18 protein-coding genes are annotated in these 19,359 nt (G+C 38.0%); 7 read left to right on the top strand and 11 right to left on the bottom strand.

The window, feature by feature from the left end; translation table 11 throughout:
* Positions 1-181: 181 nt before the first annotated feature.
* Both R2Q70_RS11885 and R2Q70_RS11880 read left to right on the top strand, forming a co-directional pair.
* Positions 182-2,896: an outer membrane beta-barrel protein gene (locus R2Q70_RS11885; protein WP_316807796.1), complete on the top strand. Its 2,715-nt coding sequence runs from the start codon at positions 182-184 to the stop codon at positions 2,894-2,896.
* Positions 2,897-3,191: 295 nt separating this feature from the next.
* The gene (locus tag R2Q70_RS11880; RefSeq protein WP_316807795.1) at positions 3,192-3,545 is read left to right on the top strand and encodes a response regulator; all 354 of its coding nucleotides are present in this window, start codon (positions 3,192-3,194) and stop codon (positions 3,543-3,545) included.
* 78 nt (positions 3,546-3,623) lie between these two features.
* On the opposite strand, the gene R2Q70_RS11875 is transcribed toward R2Q70_RS11880, so the two are convergent.
* Together R2Q70_RS11875 and R2Q70_RS11870 are read right to left on the bottom strand one after the other, a co-directional pair.
* A complete protein-coding gene (locus tag R2Q70_RS11875; RefSeq protein WP_316807794.1) occupies positions 3,624-6,113 on the bottom strand; it encodes a PAS domain S-box protein in 2,490 nt (829 codons plus the stop codon).
* 102 nt (positions 6,114-6,215) lie between these two features.
* Positions 6,216-6,710, bottom strand: coding sequence for a hypothetical protein (locus R2Q70_RS11870; protein ID WP_316807793.1), 495 nt, complete (start codon positions 6,708-6,710; stop codon positions 6,216-6,218).
* Between the two features lie 286 nt (positions 6,711-6,996).
* Between R2Q70_RS11870 and R2Q70_RS11865 the strand changes: the two genes are divergently transcribed.
* Positions 6,997-7,167: a hypothetical protein gene (locus tag R2Q70_RS11865; protein WP_316807792.1), complete on the top strand. Its 171-nt coding sequence runs from the start codon at positions 6,997-6,999 to the stop codon at positions 7,165-7,167.
* Between the two features lie 45 nt (positions 7,168-7,212).
* On the opposite strand, the gene R2Q70_RS11860 is transcribed toward R2Q70_RS11865, so the two are convergent.
* Together R2Q70_RS11860 and R2Q70_RS11855 are read right to left on the bottom strand one after the other, a co-directional pair.
* Positions 7,213-8,289: an ionic transporter y4hA gene (locus tag R2Q70_RS11860; protein ID WP_316807791.1), complete on the bottom strand. Its 1,077-nt coding sequence runs from the start codon at positions 8,287-8,289 to the stop codon at positions 7,213-7,215.
* 28 nt (positions 8,290-8,317) lie between these two features.
* Positions 8,318-10,666: a mechanosensitive ion channel family protein gene (locus R2Q70_RS11855; RefSeq protein WP_316807790.1), complete on the bottom strand. Its 2,349-nt coding sequence runs from the start codon at positions 10,664-10,666 to the stop codon at positions 8,318-8,320.
* A 281-nt stretch (positions 10,667-10,947) separates the two neighbouring features.
* On the opposite strand from R2Q70_RS11855, the gene R2Q70_RS11850 reads away from it, so the two are divergent.
* The 3 genes from R2Q70_RS11850 (at position 10,948) to R2Q70_RS11840 (ending at position 13,605) form a co-directional block, all read left to right on the top strand.
* Positions 10,948-11,307 carry a response regulator gene (locus R2Q70_RS11850; protein ID WP_316807789.1) on the top strand — a complete coding sequence of 120 codons (360 nt, stop codon included), beginning with the start codon at positions 10,948-10,950 and terminating at the stop codon, positions 11,305-11,307.
* A gap of 147 nt (positions 11,308-11,454) precedes the next feature.
* Positions 11,455-13,089 (top strand): ArnT family glycosyltransferase, encoded by a 1,635-nt coding sequence (locus tag R2Q70_RS11845; protein ID WP_316807788.1) that lies wholly within the window; start codon positions 11,455-11,457, stop codon positions 13,087-13,089.
* 96 nt (positions 13,090-13,185) lie between these two features.
* Positions 13,186-13,605 carry a response regulator gene (locus R2Q70_RS11840; protein ID WP_316807787.1) on the top strand — a complete coding sequence of 140 codons (420 nt, stop codon included), beginning with the start codon at positions 13,186-13,188 and terminating at the stop codon, positions 13,603-13,605.
* A 65-nt stretch (positions 13,606-13,670) separates the two neighbouring features.
* Here the strand turns inward: R2Q70_RS11840 and R2Q70_RS11835 are convergent, their stop codons facing one another.
* Positions 13,671-14,177, bottom strand: coding sequence for an RNA polymerase sigma factor (locus R2Q70_RS11835; protein ID WP_316807786.1), 507 nt, complete (start codon positions 14,175-14,177; stop codon positions 13,671-13,673).
* Positions 14,178-14,464: 287 nt separating this feature from the next.
* Positions 14,465-14,659, bottom strand: a complete 195-nt coding sequence (locus tag R2Q70_RS11830) for a cold shock domain-containing protein (RefSeq protein WP_316807785.1) — start codon at positions 14,657-14,659, stop codon at positions 14,465-14,467.
* Between the two features lie 233 nt (positions 14,660-14,892).
* On the opposite strand from R2Q70_RS11830, the gene R2Q70_RS11825 reads away from it, so the two are divergent.
* The gene (locus R2Q70_RS11825; protein ID WP_316807784.1) at positions 14,893-15,156 is read left to right on the top strand and encodes a DUF3072 domain-containing protein; all 264 of its coding nucleotides are present in this window, start codon (positions 14,893-14,895) and stop codon (positions 15,154-15,156) included.
* A 163-nt stretch (positions 15,157-15,319) separates the two neighbouring features.
* Here R2Q70_RS11825 and R2Q70_RS11820 read toward each other — a convergent pair whose 3' ends face one another.
* The 5 genes from R2Q70_RS11820 to R2Q70_RS11800 form a co-directional block, all read right to left on the bottom strand.
* Positions 15,320-15,913: a sigma-70 family RNA polymerase sigma factor gene (locus R2Q70_RS11820; RefSeq protein WP_316807783.1), complete on the bottom strand. Its 594-nt coding sequence runs from the start codon at positions 15,911-15,913 to the stop codon at positions 15,320-15,322.
* Between the two features lie 167 nt (positions 15,914-16,080).
* A complete protein-coding gene (locus R2Q70_RS11815; protein ID WP_316807782.1) occupies positions 16,081-16,824 on the bottom strand; it encodes a hypothetical protein in 744 nt (247 codons plus the stop codon).
* Between the two features lie 111 nt (positions 16,825-16,935).
* Complete coding sequence (locus R2Q70_RS11810; protein ID WP_316807781.1) at positions 16,936-17,832, bottom strand: metallophosphoesterase family protein; 897 nt, start codon at positions 17,830-17,832, stop codon at positions 16,936-16,938.
* Positions 17,829-18,101 carry a CBU_0592 family membrane protein gene (locus R2Q70_RS11805; RefSeq protein WP_316807780.1) on the bottom strand — a complete coding sequence of 91 codons (273 nt, stop codon included), beginning with the start codon at positions 18,099-18,101 and terminating at the stop codon, positions 17,829-17,831. The genes R2Q70_RS11810 and R2Q70_RS11805 overlap by 4 nt, the downstream gene beginning before the upstream one ends.
* 11 nt (positions 18,102-18,112) lie before the next feature.
* Entirely contained in the window at positions 18,113-19,348 is a 1,236-nt protein-coding gene (locus R2Q70_RS11800) for an alkaline phosphatase family protein (protein ID WP_316807779.1), read from the bottom strand.
* Positions 19,349-19,359: the final 11 nt, after the last annotated feature.

The following is a 19,359-nucleotide window of genomic DNA, read 5'->3' as shown; positions in this document are numbered from 1 at the left end:
ATTCTTGTAACAAACATTTTTCATTGCAATCTCATACCTGAGGAGCGTTATTTAATATTTTACTTATCTTGGTAAATCGTTTTAACATCACTTAACATCCGGTATCCAATTGGAAATGGTGTTTCGCTGTTGACACATTATTTATTTAACCAACAAACCCCTCAACTCTCATCACATCTAAATGCTCAAATCAATTTTCTCGCTGCTCCTCGCATTCATTTCTCTGCAAGCTTTGGCGCAAAACAAAACAACTGTTAAAGGAATTGTTGCCGATTCTGCATCAAAAGCGCCAATGGAATTTGCAACAGTCGCCATTGTTAACGCAAAAGACACCTCATTAATATCTTACACTTTAACCGATAAAACCGGAGGCTTTAAGCTTGCTGGTATTGCGGTTGACAAGCCTGTTAAAATTATCATTTCATTTGTTGGTTATAATACCATCCGCCAAAATCTGCACTTGCAGAAAGAATTACTAACGGATTTAAAAACCATTTATTTAACTGGCAATAATTTATTGGATGTAGTCATCACGGGTGAAAGATCGCCGGTAACCATTAAAAAGGATACTGTAGAATTTAACACTGAAGCTTTTAAAACCAGGCCGAATGCAGTAGTTGAAGAGCTATTGAAAAAACTTCCTGGCGTTCAGGTAAATGTTGATGGTTCGATTCTGGTTAATGGAAAACCGATAAGTAAACTTTTAATTGACGGGAAGCAATTTTTTGGCGACGATCCGAAAGTGGCTACAAAAAACCTGGATGCGGATTTGGTTGCTAAAATTCAGGTTTACGATGACCGGGAAAACGATCCTGATCACCTGGTGAGCAATTCTGAAGTTAGCAAAATCATTAACCTGAAACTTAAAAGCAAGATTAAAAAAAGTACTTTGGGCAAAATTTATGCTGGTGGCGGAAGCAGAGATCGTTATGAAGCGGGAGGCATTTTAAGTAATTTCAGAGATACGCTCCAGGTAAGTTTAATTGGCCTGGCGAATAATTTAAACCGCACTGGTTTTTCAGGTCAGGAATTATATACAATGGGCGGTTTCGACAGGTCTGGCGGTGGCGGACAAATTTACGATGGCACTTTTGGGGGCCGGGGTTATGGCGGCATTGAAAGCGTAGCTTCGGGTGGCATAAATGTTAATAATAACTATGGTAAAAAACTTAAGCTTAATCTCACCTATTTTTTCACCCACAGCGACAACCTTTACAATGGCACAAATTACATTGAGCAAACTGTAGCGAATACCACCTTAATTAATAACTCCAGAAATGTTAGCAATAATAAAAACAATAAACATGCTATTGGCGGATTGGTAGAATGGGTTCCGGATACAATGAGGCGCTTGAGGTATGAACCCAGGCTAAACCTATCTTACCAAGATAACAGAAACGAAAATAGCAATAGCAGTTCCAACTCCTTGCTGCCCCGTTTAAGTGAAAGCGCCGGATTAAATACCTCAAATGCGAATAACAGTGGTTTCTCACATAACTTTATGTACTACCGAAGGCTAAAGAAAAAAGGAGAATCGATTAACATCACCCATTCGCTCCAATTGAACAGCAACAATAATGACGATTTTAACAAATACCGGCTCGAATCTTTTTCTGCGGAAGTGAGATCAGAAATTCAGGATCGTTATCGGGAAAGCTGGAATAAATCAAACTCCGGAGATTTATCAGTAACGTACAATTATCCCCTGGGTAAAAAGCTTACGCTCGAACTGAATTCCGGAACGCGTTTTTCGAGCAATATAGATCTGGCAAGTACTTTCGAATACAATCAATCGACAATGCTTTACGATTTTTTCCTGACCAACCTAAGTAATGATTTGCAGCGTAACGTTTTCATTCAAAGCCTTCGTCCGCAGTTTTTTTATAAAATCACTAAAGATTATAGTTTAAGGGTATCGGTTAAGGGGGAATATCAGGATGTACGTAACGAATTTAATTTCGGTTATGAAGATATCAACCGAAAATATTATAATTTTTATCCATCCTTCAGGTTTGATGCACCAAGTTTTTCACTGAGTTATGATGAGCGTTTGGATCTTCCCGGAATTTCCCAGATGCAACCCATTGCCCGCCAATTCAATCAGTTATACACCACTATAGGAAATCCCGATCTGAAGGCAAACCTGGTACGTACAGTCAATCTGAACGTTTATAAATATAGCCACGCCAAGCAAATCAATTTCAATTTATACTCTGGTTTCAACTTTAGCAATAATGGTGTTTTGCAACGCAGCAATGTAAATAGTTCTGGTGCTACCATAGCAAGTTTTGTTACACGTGGTGGTTACCGATATGGTTATTTGGGTATGAATATCGGTAAGCAATTTAAAAAATCGCAAAAATGGCAAGTTGGTTTGAATACCTCTGCAAGAACAAACATCAACCAAAGGCCATTTATCCTTAACGCCGACGAAGGCTTTCAAAATTCGCTGGATATTGGTTTTGGAGAAAACATCAACCTGAACTATGGCGATTTGCTGAGCCTGAATGCCAAGTATGATTTCTATAAACAAATGACTCGTTACAAAGATGTTGATTTCGCCAAAGTAAATACTTACACCCACTCTGCCGGTGGAGATTTTAGCCTGAGGTGGCCAAAAAGAATAATTGTAGATGCTAACTATACATTTTTTTACAATCCTCAAATTGGGCAGGGTTTTCAACGCAGTTCGCACCAACTCAACCTTGCACTTTCCATTCAAATGCTAAAAAAAGATCGCGGGCAGCTCAAACTTTCAGTTTACGATTTATTTGATCAAAACATTTCGATTAACCGTTACGCCTTTAATAATGCTATAGGCATTTCCGATCGGAATATTCTAAGACGTTATTTTCTGGCTACCTACCAATATAAGTTGAATGTGTACAAAAAATAACAAAAAGCTGTTTACTTTACTGGGATCATTTTCCCTTGAACAACAGTAATTTACAAAGCGAAAAATGCGTTCATCATATAAATTTATGCAGATTTTTTTAATCCAAAAACCAAAATAAAAAACAGGTGTTTATACCTATAAATTTAAAATCCTCATCACTAAAATAACAGTTAGAACCGAATGGAGAACAGACTATATTGGTTGATTACCTACCAATATGACCTTCTATATTTTAGCTGATTTGAAGGAGATACCTCATATAAAAATAAGATAACAAAAAAATCAGTCCCAAAACATGCGTAAAGTTCTAATTATTGAAGATGACATTGACATTTTGAACGTAATGACCACAATTTTAAAAGATAATTATCAGGTACTTCCCATTTCTTCTCCACGCCAGTGGAAAAACGATGTCGAAGAATTTCAGCCAGATATTGCAATCATTGATGTGCACCTGGGAGACGAAGATGGAATTAATATCTGCAGGGAACTAAAATCAGATTCAAAAACTTCACACATCAAACTTGTAGTAACAAGTGCTTTAGTAATTCAGCCTGAGCGTTTAAAAGAATACTGTGATGCTTATCTAGAGAAACCTTTTGAAATCGATAATTTTACGGAGATTATTGAAGATGTACAGTTAAAATGATTTGATCAGCATGATTTTGCAATCATCGCAGTGATGAATACCTAAAAATTTCCCTGGAAATATTGGGTGGTGCATTGCTCAGGAGTGGAGTGGTAAGGACACATAAAACGTTGAACCTATGCCGCGTACACTTTCTACCCAAATTTTTCCGGAATGACTTTTAATGATTTCTGCCGAAAGATAAAGCCCAATTCCAAATCCTGCAATATTTCGGGTATCCAGGTTTTGAACCCTGTAATATCTATCGAATAAATGCGGAATGTCTTCTTCAGGAATACCCTCACCCTGATCTTTCACACTGAAAATGAGTGTATTGTTAGCTGTTGTACAAGACAGTAATATTTCGGAACGGATGGGTGAATATTTTACCGCATTGCTGAGCAGATTATTTACCACGTGTCCAATTTTATCGCGGTCGCCATTTAAAATAATTTCTGTTGAAGGGCTGAATTGAATATGGTGCGTAGAAACAATGTGCCTGTATTCATCTTCAATATCAGCTAGTAGATCAGAAAAATTAAAAAGCTGGCGATCGAGGTGAATTTTTCCAGATTCCAGTCGGGAAACATTCAGAAATCCGTTAATCATGGTAGTCATTTTAGTTAACTGCCGTCCCATTTTATCAAGCACTGAACCCGTAAAATCATCTTCGGTATTTTTGAATAATCGTTGCAGCACCTGCAAATAACCTGTAATTGATGTTACCGGTGTTTTTAGTTCATGACTTACCATGGCAATGAAATCATTTTTCCTTTGTTCATCCTCTTTTTGAGGCGTAACATCCATTACTACCGCATACACACTTTCATTTACGCCATCAATATCCTGATTTACTTTACCTACCACCCGCATCCATCTGCGTTCACCGCTGGTTAAATGACGGATAGCGTAAGTACTATCAACCGGAGTACCGAATTTTATTGCATTCTCTAACACTTTATTTACCTCGGGTATAAATTCTGGCTCAACAGATTCCAGTACCATTTCCCAGGTAATTTCACCATTTATGGGAAGGCCGTAAAGTGACCGGTACCTGCTCGACATGTCTGCAATACCGGTTTTTAAGTCTAAACTGCAACTCCCTAGTTCTCCGGCATTAAATGCCGATTGCAAATTTTCTTCGCTAAGCTTTAGCTTAATATTAGCTTGCTGCAACTTTTCATTTATGAGGAATTGACTTTCGTTAGCTTCGATCAATGCTTTATTAACAGATTGAATTTCTAACAGATATTGTTTCTCTTCCGTTACATCTAAACTCGAGCAAATAAATCCATCAAAATTCCCTTCTCCGTCAAAAATTGGATTTCCTTTAATTCGTAACCAACGATATTCCCCTGTTTTGTTTAGAATTCTAAATTCATTAAAAAATGAGGAATGCGCTATTAGTGCATTTGCAAAAATTCCTTCAACTTCAGCTCGTTCATCTGGATGAACGAATGACGACCAGGGAAAATTTTCCAAATCTTTGGTATGCCATCCCGTAAGGTTTACCCAGGCATGATTCAGATAATTCAGATTTCCTTTAGCGTCATTTGTTGATATTAAAATATCACTGGCCTCGGCCATGGTACGGAAACGCTGCTCACTTGCCGCAAGCGATCGTTGTGAACTTACCTGATGGGTAACATCGAGTGCAATACCCAAAACGCCAGATATTTTACCCAGCTCATATACAGGTCGATATATTACGTCGTAAAAACCGGCAACTTTCTTGCCATCATGTTCCAAAATCACCTCTTCTGCCATAAGTTCAAATGGAGCGCCGGTGCGATAGACATTATACAAAACATCAACAATTGGCTGGCCAACAATCTCTGGTACGCCTTCGAACAGTGGTTTACCAATAATATCTGGTCCTTTGCCTAAAAAGGCTAACATTGCTTCATTAACAACCTCCAAAACCATATCTTCTCCTCGAAAAACCTGCATCGCAACCGGACTTTGTTCAATCAGGTTGCGGTATTTTTCTTCGCTAAGCTTTAATGAATCCGTACGGCGTTTAACCTTTTCTTCCAGATAGAGATTTGTTTCTTTAAGCTCATCTAATGTTCTGGTCAGCTTTTTATCCATCAGCTCCCGCTCATCATTAAGCTGTTCAATTTCAACTAGGTTTTTCTGCTGATCTATCTTTTGCTGCTTTACTAAGTTACTTTCTAACACCAGCTGAGTAACTTCTTTTACCAACTGTATAATGTAGCTCAGTTGCCCTTCTGCATCAAAAACCGGTGTGTGGCTAATGCTCCAATATCGCTCAACAAACTGATGAGTATGCAAATCTTCGAGATCATACCGAAGTATGGGCATGGTATTCGGGGAGTTCGTTTGAACTACATCAACTAACGCTGTCCTTAATATTTCAATTGCTCCAAATCCGGCATCATCAGGATTATCCGGAAAGATGTCGAAGACATATTTACCTTCAATTGCAATTCTGGATCGATAGGTTGAAGATAAATAAAGATCACTTGCGGTGAGGATATGAAAACTTGGTGATAAAACCAGGTACATTTCAGGTAAAGCGTGGAAAGTATTTAAGGTTTCTGCAGACGGTGGGGAATAAATTTTCATTGAAATACCTGGTTATAAGCCAAACAAAATTAAATATTAAATACCAGGTATGAAGTGGTTTTTTCACAACTAATCGTGGTTAAAAATGACATACTGATCAATTTAAAATACACGAACCACAAAATCTTCATTAAAACCGGCGTCATATACTTTAAATTCTATGGGCCACTCATCTTCCACCATATGCCCAATATACTCAGAGAAAAATTTTTTGAAACCTGAAAAATTAATATCCGGAGCGGTAACGATAAGGTATTCACTATCACTTTTAACCACTACTTCGGCTACAAACTCTTCCCAATGTTGTTTTATTTTGGCAGGCAAGCGGTTAAAATGCTGCTGATCGATAAAACTGCCTATTTTCAGTATACTCTCGATATCAATAGCAGCACCACCAAGCGCATCCCATTTACCATCAGTTTTGAAGAGGACGGCAATAAGCAAGCCACTTGAGATTACCTGCCAGGCGCCACCTTCAGCATGCCTAATAAGTTGGTAAGCCGTTAACTGGTCTTCCTGATTAAACAGATAGTCGAGCATCATCATGTTTGACCCTGCCACCAACTCACCATTATAAGCATGCTTATTTTCCTCCATAATTAATTATCCATCAATACCATTTCCAAATATGATATTACCGAATTCATAACCAATTATGACACTTTATGGTTTTACTAATAGGTAAAAACTCGTAATTTTTTTTAGGAAATCCGTATTTTATTCCCGCTGCCATTCTGGTCTTTCGTATGATATATCAAATAACAAGAAAACCATAATACTGACTTTTTTAGTTGAAATGTCAGCTTAAAGAAATATTGATTGTTAAATCGATTTTCACATTGAAACTGGATTAATTTTTGACCTGTGTTATAAAAATCATCCCATGAAAAAGTTTATCCCATTTCTATTTGCTACCGGAATCTCTATTATTGCTGTCCTCTCCTCTTTTACGCTAAATGATCCTGAACTAGGTGTGTCTACAGCAGTACTGAGCTGGATCGCCTGCTTATGGCTTGTTTCAGGAAATAAGGATTGCGAAGGCTGTTTGTCTTAAGCTTCAAAAAGAATTAATACTTGTAAATAAATCTGGTTGCACCTATTAAGGCACAACCGTGTAAAAAAGATAAGAGGCAAATATTACCAGTAACACCACGCCTTGTTGCACATTGGTTTTCCCTGTAGCCAGCGAAAACATTATCGTAATCATTGAAAGCAACAGCAGAACCGTAGAACTCATATCAATTCCTAGTGTAATGGGCATTTCGAAAATGATCGAAACCGCAGCGACAGCCGGAATCGTTAACCCGATACTGGCCAATGCCGAACCTAAAGCCAGGTTTAAACTGGTTTGTAACCGATCAGATTTTGCTGCCCGATAAGCGGCCATGCCTTCTGGTAGCAGCACAATGGCCGCGATAATTACACCAACCACCGATTGAGGTGCACCTAAATCGATTACCATCACCTCGATATCTTTAGAAAGCAACTTAGCCAATACCACTACTGCAAATAAGCTTATCAGTAACAATACCAAACTGGCAATTGCTGTTAGTTTAGTGGGCGCCTCCATGTGATCATCTTCAGAACTCGAATTTTTTGGCAAGAAATAATCCCTGTGCCGAACCGTTTGCATAAAAATAAAACCACCGTATAAAACAAGAGAAACCAGCGAAACAAAAATGAGCTGGCTGACGGTATACTCACCTATTTTCGCACTTAATGTATAATTTGGAAGTATCAGTGTAAGTACCAAAATGGATGCAAGGGTAATTAAAGCCGCATTTACGCCCTGAAGTTTATAGAGTTGCTCTTTAAACTTAATTCCACCCCGGAGCAAACAAATGCCAACAATTGCGGTGAGAATAATCATCACCGCAGCAAATACGGTATCTCTGGCCAGTTCGCGGGTATTTTCCCCACCAGCTAACATAAGCGATACGATTAAACCCACCTCAATGGTGGTAATGGCCAAGGCAAGAATAATGGTACCAAAAGGTTCTCCAACCTTATGCGCAATTACCTCAGCATGATGTACAGAAGCTAAAACACTACCAACCAATAAGGCGGCCAGAATAACCTTTACAACCACTCCAGAATCAACACCTGTAAAAAAATAGGCTACTGCACTTATTAGAGGAAGTGCAATGGTCCACTTCGGTAAGTCAAGATTTTTCATATTTATTAATTTTCCACAATTTAAAAACTTATATTAATTTAATACCTGCTTGTTGAAAAGCAGTCATTAGGCGTAGTAACGTATCGCTTTTAAAAGCGGCTTCTACATAAACATTATTAATCCATACCAGGATTTTGAGCTCAATACTATCCGCAGCTAAATTATTAACCAGTATCTCTGGCTGAAGATTGGTTACAACGTGTGCCGATTCCTTTATTACCGATGTGATAATTTGTTGTACTTGCTGCATATCAGCAGAAGAACCGATTTTGAAAAGCAGCTCCGATTTAAGATAATCATTACTCAAGGTCCAGTTTACCAATCTGCCTGAAAGTAAATCCCCGTTGGGAATGATCACCTCCGAACCCTGGGGCGTTAACAATTTGCTCGACCTGATGCCTATATCCTGAACTTTGCCTTTTTTATCTGCAAGCTCTACGTAGTCTCCAATCCTGAATGGTTTTTCAAAAATTAAAATAATGCCCGAAACAAAGTTGTTGACAATATTTTGCATACCTAAACCGATACCCACGCCAAGCGCCCCTAAAACAACAGTAAGCTTATCCATCGGAAGTCCGGATGCGGTAAAGGCGAGCAGCAGCCCAATTACAATAATAATTAACCGAAACAACGCAACTTTTGAACCCTTGTGGTCGCTTGCACCATCGAAACTAACTCGTTGCTCGCCAAAAAGTATGGGAACATGTTTTTGCAGTTTATTGGAAATGTAAATGATGACCACGAAAAACAGCACATTGCCCAAAGAGAAATGAATACTGCCAAAGGTACGCTCTTTGGAAAGTAACGCATTCAGCAAACTGGTTATGCCGGAAGTCATGCCCAGATTATTAAACAAAACCATTACCCAAATGATAAAACTAAATACCGCGAGTACTTTTTTAAATTTAGATTTTAAGGTGTCAGGATTGAGCCTGGAGAAAAAACCTTTTTTAACCGAGCTGATTTTGATTTGAAGTTCCAGTGCATCGATCAGGATCTGTACAAAAACTGCCAGCGAAATAATTTGCGTTAAACTGATCACTCCTGCCAGTCCGAAAACTTTGGCTAGACTAATTCTTCCAAAAATGTTCAGGATGATGGCGAGGCCAGTCATAAACACCAAAGCTGCAATTGCAACTTTAAAAAATCTTTTTGGAAACTGTGGAATTTTTACAGAACGATACATTTTGATACCAAGCAACAGGAAAAGCAGGTGAATGCTCAACAAAAAGATGCGTGGCAAGAACGCTTCACTAATCAGGCTGGAAGAGAAAATCAAAAAAATGAATCCGGCAAGCATTAAGAACCAAGTTTTTAAAGCGCTGTTTGATAACGTTTTTCTCAAATGGATGGTAATCACCACCACTAAAACTAATTGTACCAGTTCAATATATATAGATGGCGCATCGGGCTGAAACACCGGCATTACGCAAAGTAAAACAATTGTGCTGGCCATCACCGGATAAGCACGCAGATAGTCGAATTTAAGTTCTCCGATTTTTCTTTTGACAGACAAACGGCCCGCGGTGATGAAATTGCGGTGAACCCATACAAAGAAAATCGCGATAAATATCAGCACCATTAATGCCGTATCCCAGGTTGAATTTAAAAAGTATTGCAGAATTTCTCCCTGACCCAGGAAAGCATCTGACAACCTTAAGCTGAGCTGGCTAAAGTCGAAGAAATTCCAGGGTGCGGCCCAAATGTAGGGCACCTCACGGTTGGCGGCAATTTTACCAGACTTTTCCAGCTGCTCATCTAGCGCAACCTGCAAATCGTTAACCTCAATACCCATAGCGGAAGATTTTGCCAAAAGCTCCCCTACCTGCGAGAGATTTCTCCCCGTAACCTCGCCTACTTTTTGTAATCGCAGTTTAATTTGCAACAATTGAGGCTTATACAACGCTTTCTGCGCATCCTGATCATTTATGAGTAGCAGTGAGTCGGAACTGAGTTCAACCACTTGCTGCGACATCCGCTGCAAATCAGCATTACCTTTCATCATTCGGGTGGAAAGTGATGACAGTTCGGTTTGTATGTCTTTAAGGATTAATTTATAGCTTACCAGGCTTCTGTTTTCGGCACTCTCTTTTCCGGTGTTAAAATCTCGTTTTACCGAAGCAATACTTGATGCAAGTACCTTTAATCTTTCTTTCGTTTCACTAACTCCATAGCCTTTTTTGTTGGCTGCATTAATCTCTGTAATGGCTGCCTGTGCCGTTTGTATCCTAAAAAGTAAGGTATCTGGAATCACCTGGATGGAATCTTTAACTCTTTTTAAAGAATCTTGTGATTTTACCGTACCGGAAAAAACCAATATAGAAAGAGCGAGGATAAAAAGCGTACGTACGTGAAGCAAAGGCAAAAAATTATACATATTTATAAACCGATTTAATTTAAACCCATTTGCTGCCATATGGGTTGTAGTTGATTCGAGCTTTTAAGGTTACCTGTGTTTAACACATAGATGGTCGATTGGTTTAAATATTTGTTCATTAATCTATAAACAAGTCCTGCTGAAAAACTTCATTTAAATTTATTGTACTGCTTTATCGTTTTAAAACACTACTTTTTGAGTTTCATCATATCAATTATGAAATAAAAAATAAAACATTCAGGCTAAATTATGGCTTGTTCAGATACACACAAATGATAGTTATGGCAAAAAGAGTATTTTTATTAGAAGACGACGAAGGCATTAGACAAGTGATTGAGCTAATCCTAAATTTAGAGAATTATGAAGTGACCAGCTTTGAAAATGTAGAAAAATTTATGGCAGCCAATACCAATGACGTTCCCGACCTTTTTATATTAGATGTTATGTTACCTGATGGTAATGGGATCGAAGTTTGTAAAGAGCTGAATGCGTTACAACAAAACGTTCCGATACTTATGATGAGTGCCCATTTTACTTCTGCCGATGTTGCCTTATCCTGTTCAGATGCATCCTTTATTCCAAAACCCTTTGACCTAAATACCTTAATTGATACGGTTAAGCGACTCATTGGCGACAATTAACCTAATAAATACTTATTTTCGTATTACAATATCTAAATCAATTTACCCACATTTTTGTTGAATAGATTTAATTACCATGGCCGGATATGCGCATAAATTATACAGTCCGAAAAAATCTAATCCTATAATTATAATTAGCTGCATTTGATGAACCATATTCGCTTCACAGAACTTGAATCAGCAGATCAGCGTCCGCTCCATTTCATTATCCTGGGTTTTGGATTAATAAAAATGCTGATTCATATTTTTACCCTGGAGGGATATGGATTGCATGCAGACGAACTTTATTACATTGAGTTAAGCCGGCACCTTTCCTGGGGCTACCTCGACATTTCACCATTTGTAACCTGGGTTGCTTGGATGTCAGAATTGTTTTTCGGCAACGCCACATTTAGTTTCCGACTTATTCCCTGTCTCTCTTCGTCGGCAACAGTAATATTAACTGGTTATCTTACCACACTTTTGGGTGGAAAGAAGTTGGCAATCACTATTGCCTGTTCAGCGCTAATTTGCTCTCCATCATTTCTCGCAACTTCATATCTGTTACAACCAGCTGTTTTTGATCAATTTTTCTGGACACTGCTTATTTTCGCAATTGTGGCCTATCAGCAGTATAAAAAAACATCCTACTTGTATCTTGCTGCAATATCACTGGGTTTCGGAATGCTTAACAAGTACAGCATATTGTTATTGGCTGCATCGGTTTTAATTTCCATCCTGATTATTTCACCAAAATCAATAAGCCGCAACATTAAAAAGCTTTCAGGCCCCGCTGTTTTATGTTTTCTCATCATTATGCCAAACCTCATCTGGCAATGGTTTCATGGCTTACCTATTTTTCACTACACCGCTAGCGTAGGTAAAAGCAATTTTAACATAGATTTCGGGGACTATTTGCTGCAGCTCTTTTTCTTCCATGGAGCCAGTGTTGCCATCTGGACAGCTGGACTAATTTATTTATGGTTGGAGCAAAAAGATACTAAACAATTAAGATACTGGCCAATTACATTTCTAATCATCATTATTTCCCTCACTTTTTTAAAGGGAAAGCTTTACTACGGGCTGGGAGTTTTTCCATTATTATTTGCAGCGGGCGGTTACTGTTGGGCGCAAATGTTGATTCAAAAACGACTCGCTACAAGGATGTTTTTTATCGGAATGATTTATTTTTTCGCTATACTCAGTCTGCCTATTGTTATACCCATTTTCTCGACGGATGTGTGCAGGGCTTACAGTAAAAAAATGATTGCGTTAACCAACTTCTCCAGGCCACTACGTTATGAAGACGGTAAACAAGGTAGCATTCCTCAATTTTTTGCTGATATGACTGGATGGAAGGAATTAACCGCCAAAGTTAACAGTCTTGCCGGCACTCAATACGTTCAAAATGATCGAGAAATTTCCATCCTGACAAATAATTATGCCATTGCCGGCGCACTAAAATTCTACGGACAACCAAATATTCCGCAAGTGATTTCTCCGGATAATAGTTTTTTGCTGTATTCTCCTGATCAATTAAACATGCACATCATAATTTATCTGTCCAAAGATTCGCCCTTAAAGGTTCAGAGATTGGCAAAAGATGTAAAACTTCTTGGAAAATTTGATACGGAGAATTCTCATATCAATGGGTTGTATATTTATAAATTAAGCGTTCCTTCGATAGCCATGAAACAGAAATATGTGATGGACAGAAACAAATTTTATCCTAACTATGGAAAAAACATTGACTTTTTGCATAACATATCAACATCAGGGTCATCACCTGTTCTCACAAATTAGTCAACAAGACATTACCTCAATAAAATCAAAATTAGCTGATTTGGCTAATCTATGAGGTCAAAACAAATGTAAACATCGTACTATTATCGAAACATAATGCCCAGGAAGAAAATCATAATAATAGAAGATGATCTGGTATTACTTGAAACCATTCAGGAAATACTTTCTTCTGAAGGATATGAATGCCTGGCTCTGTCTGGAACAGGGCATGTATTTAGCAAGATAGAGGCATTCATGCCTGATCTTTTTTTAATTGACTACATGCTTACAGATTGGAATGGCGGAGAATTAAGCGGTGCCATCCGTGAATTAGATAAATTTAAAAAAACACCCATAATTCTGATGTCTGCCTATGTGAAAATCATTTCTTCTATGGATGAGTTTGGCTGCAATGCCATACTGGAAAAACCATTTGACATTAACTCGCTATCCAGGCTAATCAAATCGCTCCTGAATGAACCAATACGTAAAAGTGGTTTATTTCCAAAAATCAAAACCATAATAAGGAAGCGTTAGTAGCAAAATACGCCCACCCTTTTCAGGTACGGACGTACAATTTTACCCTATGAAGGTAGTTTAAGTTAATCGCGATATTGTTTCAAACATTTTTTGAGGCTTATCCTCGCCTGATGGATATGGGTTTTAACTGTTCCGAGGGGAATATCCAGTTCTTGTGCAATTTCTTCATACTTATAGCCCTCAAAATATAGCTGAAAAGGCACCCGGTATTCATCTCTAATCGAGTTCATTGCGCTAGCAATATCTTCCATGGCAAAATTATGCTCGCAACCATTACGCGTTGAGCTTTGTACAAGTTGGGCACTACTAAGTTCTTCTTCAACGCTGATTACATCTTTCTTCTTTCTGGTCCTATTAAAATCATTAATAAATGTATTGCGCATGATCACAAAAAGCCATCCTTTTAAATTTGTTCCGCTATCAAATTTCCCACAGAAACGAATGCCCTTGATTAGTGTTTCCTGAAGCAAATCTTTCGCATCATCCTCATCCCTGGTAAAATTAAGCGCATGAGTTAATAACTGTTTAGCATGTACATTAATAGCTGCCGCAAATTCGGTGTGTTCCATAAGATAATTAGGTTAGACAATTTCAGTTAATCGCTGTAATTATCCACCTAACAGGCAAAAAAAATATTGGTTTCTGGTAAGTTTAAAACAGGTACAAACCTCCAATCGGGTTAGGTAATTAACCTCAATAGTTAATATTCTACTGATGAATATAACGAATCGCCGGGGGTAGCGAACGCTTTTTTTTGATGTAAATCCTTATTGTGGTGCGATTTGCACCGTGACTGTTTGCTTTATGGCAATGATCGAAAATGTGGCCAACAAACCTGACCACATTTAGCATTTAATTAGTCGACAGCGATTCTAACATCAACCGCATTTATACCTTTTTTGCCTTCTTTAGTTTCGAAAGTTACTTCATCACCCTCTTTGATATTGTGTACCAAACCAGAGGCGTGAACAAAGATTTCCTCACCTGTGCTTGACTTGATGAAACCAAAACCTTTAGTTTCATTAAAAAATTTTACTGTTCCTTTTTGCATTATTTTTTTTTCGCTAAAATAATATTTTATAGAATACTGCGAAACTGAATATTTTATAAAAAATTAAAACTTTTAGTAAGTATAGATACGATTTTCGCACTGCGATCCCAGCCCATTTAAGGGCATCTAATAAGAAGGAAATACATCAAATCTTCCAAATCAACTCTTAAAAAGAATAAAGTTAAACATGATTGATTTTGAACTGTTGCTATAATGGAATAAATACAAAGGACATGACAAATAATCAAGACGACAATGCGCCACAACAGCAGCCTTCAGGTGTAGCGGGCGAAAACGAATTAAAGGGTTCTAATACGGTAAAAAATCCAGATGACTGGACCACTGGCGACGAGCCGATGACTGGGGCTCAAAGTTCTTATTTAAAAACTTTGTCTGATGAAGCCGGAGAGCCTTTTGATGAGCATTTATCAAAAGCGGATGCTTCAAAAAGAATTGATGAATTGCAGCATAAGACTGGTCGCGGATTAGATACTTAAGCATAATACACAATCTGGAATTGAGAAATTCTTCAATTCTAGATTGCATTTCAATTGATCGAATGTTTCTCCAGAAATGGTCGCTTAAGTTTGTTAGGAATTTGAGCGATATCGTACCAATGGCTGATCTTGTAGCCAACTGTATTACATTAAAAATTTACGGCTAACACTCCCCAAATATCACCCTCAGGCTTATAATTGCCTGGCGTAGAGAGGTTTTTACGCTTCCAACCGGCATGCTTAGCCGCTCTGCAATTTCTTCATGGGTATAACCTTGATAATAGGCAAGATCGAGCACAAGTTTTTGTTTTGGAGATAATTGTTCCAGGAGTTTTTTAATTCCTATTGCATCGGTATTCATAGAAAACGTATGCGCTTCTAGTTCGATAGTAACATCTTCAAAAAAAACATTCGTTTTCTCTTGCCTGTAAGACTTTTTGCGTAAGTGATCAAGTGCTGTATTACGGGTGATATTAAGCATCCAGGTGAAAAGACGAGATTTTTTCTCATCGTATGTATGCAATGATTTTCTAATTTTCAAAAATACTTCCTGAAGCAAATCCTCGGCTGTTTCCTGTTGATTAACAATTTTCATGATCACACCCATGAGGTTTGGTGCGTACATTTTATAAAATTTATTAAAAGCTGAGAGGTCATTTTTTAATAAATCGTTAACCAATAAATGCTCTGCCGTAACAATAGATGGCACATCAATTATTGATTTACTATTAGGCTTGGTTAGTATAAATGCAATCATAAAATTTTGATTCAAACCAATAACATTAGCTGCACCAATATGTTTACGATATTCCGTAAAGCTATCGCTTTATTTATTTTCAGTTTTTTTTATTAACCGAAACCTTAACTTGTTGAATTGTCGAGTATAGATTTGCTGTATAGCTAAATTTTACGCAACATTAATCGCTATTCTAAGAGCGTCATTTCCATTTTCCGATTGCCTGCAGAAATTTCCTGTTTATAGAGTTGACGGGTCAATTTGTCAATATAATAAAAACTTGTTGCGCCATTTGCACCACCAATTTCATCTTTAACTTCTACAATCCACGCCGATCGCTTTCCTATCTTTTTGCTTTGGTAAACGCCCTCAGCAACACTCAATATGCTGGCTTTCATTAGTCCAGTTTTACCGTTTGGATTATAGTCAAAAATGGCGATATCAGTTTTTAAAGATAGATTGAGCGGCAGCCAGTTGATTAGCATAGGATAAAAGTTGCTATCAAAATAACCGGGCGCTACCTGTTCCGAAATCTGTTTCTTTTCCCCTGTCTTCTTATCATGATAATATCCGGTAATTGTTTTTCCGAAATAAATAATCATGTCTCGCTGCGCATTGAAAGACGAATGATAAACCGGTGAAAGATCTGTTTTTTTAACAATGGTAGAGTCTATCCAACCAGCTGTTGCTCCTTTCAAATGAACCGCAGTAACAACCAGGATATCTTTTTTCGAAACGATAACGTTGGTTTTAACGGTTCCTATGTCTAATCTGTTGGTATCGCGAAGCATGGTCCATTTCATCTCATAATTTGTATTATGAATCCACTTTGATTCAACAATATTATTTTTTGGGACAATACTTTGCTGGCTATAGTTTTTCAAAGCTATAAAACAGAAAATCAGGGTAAAAACAAGGCGGTTTGGATTCATGATTTTGGATTTCTGCTTGTTTGATAACCGTAAATAATATTTGTTACAATCGCGGTAAAATCCCTCCAGCCTTAATCTCTATTTGAAAGACGAAAATGAAGCTAAGCCTTCTTATAACTTTTCCAGGGCGATGTATTGATTTTCTACGCTTCCATTAGCATAAAGATTTAGGAGGGCATAACCCGGCGGCGTTTCCTGATAATAATATTTGCCTGCCGACTCTTTATCGCCTTCACCCCACCAAAAACCACTCAATGAACCATTACAAAAGTAGGAAGTGCCATTATAACTTACCTCATCTGCCAAGTGCTGGTGACCACTAAGGCAAACTTTTACTTTGTCTTTATGTTGAAAAAAAAGCGACTTTAATTCCTTGTAATCTCCATGCTGGCCGCCACTCCAGGCGCATGTTGAAGAAAGAATAGGATAATGAGACATGATCAGAACCGGTGTGTTTGCGGGTAATTTAGCTAAATCATTTTTGAGCCAATCCATCTGAATAACATCCAACCTGGTACCTTTTTGATTACCGTCCAGAATAATAAAGTGCCAGCCTTTTTGATCAAAGCTATAATAGCGGTATGGCATTTTTAATCGTTTTGCTGCATAATCAAGTCCATACATTGCATCCGATTCAGATGGTGCTTTCCACCAGGGATCATGGTTTCCAATGCAACTATAGACCTTTAAATTCGTATTGCTGATAAACTCGTCCCAAACTGCCCACTGCTCGGTAACCATTTCTCGGGTAACATTTTCATACGATGCATCAAAAATTGCATCTCCCCCATTTAAAATAAAATCAACATTATTAGCGGATAAAGCTTTTTTTAAATATTGAGCTGCTCTTGCAGGTATGCTGTCGCTAGCTTTAATATGTACGTCGGTAATGTGGGCAATTCTCAAAACCGGCATTTGCTTCTCAACTTTACCTACATTAACTTTTGTAAGCATTCCACCTATCCCAAGAGACAGTGCGTTCTGAATGAAACCCCTCCTTTTCATCATGATTTGAGTTTATTATTTTTTATTTGATCGTTGTACATGCCATAACCTGCAATAATTGCCCAGGCAAGGTTAACGAATGTTGCAGGATAGGAAGCATCATAAAGTGTGCTCGCACTTAATAAAACACCTCCCAATATATTACAAAGGTGAAAAGCAAAAGAGGTAGCTAACCAGCGTTTGCTAATGAGCAGAAAATAAGAAATCAGGAAAAGCAATGCACCAATCCATCCTATGGTATCAAAAATTAAATCTAAAGTGAATTGATGCATGGCTTATAAAATTATTTTTTATTAATGATCCAACGGTTTACCGTGTTGTGTGTTCCCTCAATGATAACCTTATAAATATCGGATTTAGGATATTGGCTTAAATCAATATCAAAACTACCCTTATTTACAGGCACTTCTGCCAATAAAGTATAGGCATCAGCTTTTCCCGTCTGTTTATAATTATTGGTATGCGCTAGCGATATTTTCACCTTTCCAGTATCTTCTCCAATTAACCATCTCAAATTTACCTTATCATCTGTTCGTTTAGCCTCGACATTGTAAAGCGAAACTTTTCCCAGCAGACTTACCCCATCCAATTCACGTTTTTGATCATCTGAAAGCGAGATACCTAAATGAGTTGCCAGGGTTGGCAGAATATCAACAACACTGGCTTTTCCTTTTTGGGCATAAACATTTAAAGGCTTGGCATCAGTTGCAATCCAGGAAGAACGTTCCCGATCAGACTGGCCACCGTGACCACGACCGGTTTTTGGATCACGGCCATGATCAGTAGTCACTATAATAATCCAATCTTCATTAAACTGCTTTTCACGTTGCTTTACAGCTGCCCAAATTTGCCCAATTCGCTTATCGGCAGCGACAACGGCATCATTATACTGTTGGCTGTCGCCAAAAGCATGCCCCATATCATCCGTAAATTCTAAATAAACCCATGATAAGTCTGGCGCCTGCTCACGAATGCGGCGAGCAGCTTCATCCGTTACTGCCTGATCTATTTTAGCCATAAACTGGCGGGCCTTATCATGTGGGTATTTAACGGTATCAAGTTCCAAACCATCAAACTTATAATCTACCTTTATATTACCAGTTTGCGTTAAACCATCGCCAACAAGTTTAGTCCGGTTATCTTCCCAGCTGGAAAAAATACCAACTGTTTTATCAGGATATTGGGTTTTAAAAAAACGAAATATGGTTGGATAGTAATAGTTCGGAGCTTTAATGCTGTTATCAGGAACGTTATGTTTGTTAAACCAAACCCCTGTAAGCACATTGTTGTAACCCGGAGCGGAAATAGTTGGTGTTTGATTATACTCGCCACGTTCTCCTCCCTGGTAAGCGCTAATTAATGTTCCTTCTTTGGCAATCGCGTGAATGTTTGGCGTTGCCAGCTTCTCGATCACATCTTTTCCTACCCCATCAATGATGATGAATACCGCTTTCTTTTTTTGAGCATTTACACTTAGTGCTACACTTGCAAAAAGTGCTATTAAAATTGATTTTCTCATATAATGAATCG

It is taken from the genome of Pedobacter agri, from assembly GCF_032678665.1.
Taxonomy (GTDB): Bacteria; Bacteroidota; Bacteroidia; order Sphingobacteriales; family Sphingobacteriaceae; genus Pedobacter; species Pedobacter agri_A.
The sequence above is the reverse complement of the archived record's forward strand: the minus strand, read 5'-3'. Positions and strand labels throughout refer to the sequence as shown.

What these genes read in the sequence shown, in the direction of transcription:
- R2Q70_RS11885 (WP_316807796.1), top strand. Translation starts at nt 182, where the DNA reads ATGCTCAAATCAATTTTCTCGCTGCTCCTCGCATTCATTTCTCTGCAA.
- R2Q70_RS11880 (WP_316807795.1), top strand. Translation starts at nt 3,192, where the DNA reads ATGCGTAAAGTTCTAATTATTGAAGATGACATTGACATTTTGAACGTA.
- R2Q70_RS11875 (WP_316807794.1), bottom strand. Translation starts at nt 6,113, where the DNA reads ATGAAAATTTATTCCCCACCGTCTGCAGAAACCTTAAATACTTTCCAC.
- R2Q70_RS11870 (WP_316807793.1), bottom strand. Translation starts at nt 6,710, where the DNA reads ATGGAGGAAAATAAGCATGCTTATAATGGTGAGTTGGTGGCAGGGTCA.
- R2Q70_RS11865 (WP_316807792.1), top strand. Translation starts at nt 6,997, where the DNA reads ATGAAAAAGTTTATCCCATTTCTATTTGCTACCGGAATCTCTATTATT.
- R2Q70_RS11860 (WP_316807791.1), bottom strand. Translation starts at nt 8,289, where the DNA reads ATGAAAAATCTTGACTTACCGAAGTGGACCATTGCACTTCCTCTAATA.
- R2Q70_RS11855 (WP_316807790.1), bottom strand. Translation starts at nt 10,666, where the DNA reads ATGTATAATTTTTTGCCTTTGCTTCACGTACGTACGCTTTTTATCCTC.
- R2Q70_RS11850 (WP_316807789.1), top strand. Translation starts at nt 10,948, where the DNA reads ATGGCAAAAAGAGTATTTTTATTAGAAGACGACGAAGGCATTAGACAA.
- R2Q70_RS11845 (WP_316807788.1), top strand. Translation starts at nt 11,455, where the DNA reads ATGAACCATATTCGCTTCACAGAACTTGAATCAGCAGATCAGCGTCCG.
- R2Q70_RS11840 (WP_316807787.1), top strand. Translation starts at nt 13,186, where the DNA reads ATGCCCAGGAAGAAAATCATAATAATAGAAGATGATCTGGTATTACTT.
- R2Q70_RS11835 (WP_316807786.1), bottom strand. Translation starts at nt 14,177, where the DNA reads ATGGAACACACCGAATTTGCGGCAGCTATTAATGTACATGCTAAACAG.
- R2Q70_RS11830 (WP_316807785.1), bottom strand. Translation starts at nt 14,659, where the DNA reads ATGCAAAAAGGAACAGTAAAATTTTTTAATGAAACTAAAGGTTTTGGT.
- R2Q70_RS11825 (WP_316807784.1), top strand. Translation starts at nt 14,893, where the DNA reads ATGACAAATAATCAAGACGACAATGCGCCACAACAGCAGCCTTCAGGT.
- R2Q70_RS11820 (WP_316807783.1), bottom strand. Translation starts at nt 15,913, where the DNA reads ATGATTGCATTTATACTAACCAAGCCTAATAGTAAATCAATAATTGAT.
- R2Q70_RS11815 (WP_316807782.1), bottom strand. Translation starts at nt 16,824, where the DNA reads ATGAATCCAAACCGCCTTGTTTTTACCCTGATTTTCTGTTTTATAGCT.
- R2Q70_RS11810 (WP_316807781.1), bottom strand. Translation starts at nt 17,832, where the DNA reads ATGATGAAAAGGAGGGGTTTCATTCAGAACGCACTGTCTCTTGGGATA.
- R2Q70_RS11805 (WP_316807780.1), bottom strand. Translation starts at nt 18,101, where the DNA reads ATGCATCAATTCACTTTAGATTTAATTTTTGATACCATAGGATGGATT.
- R2Q70_RS11800 (WP_316807779.1), bottom strand. Translation starts at nt 19,348, where the DNA reads ATGAGAAAATCAATTTTAATAGCACTTTTTGCAAGTGTAGCACTAAGT.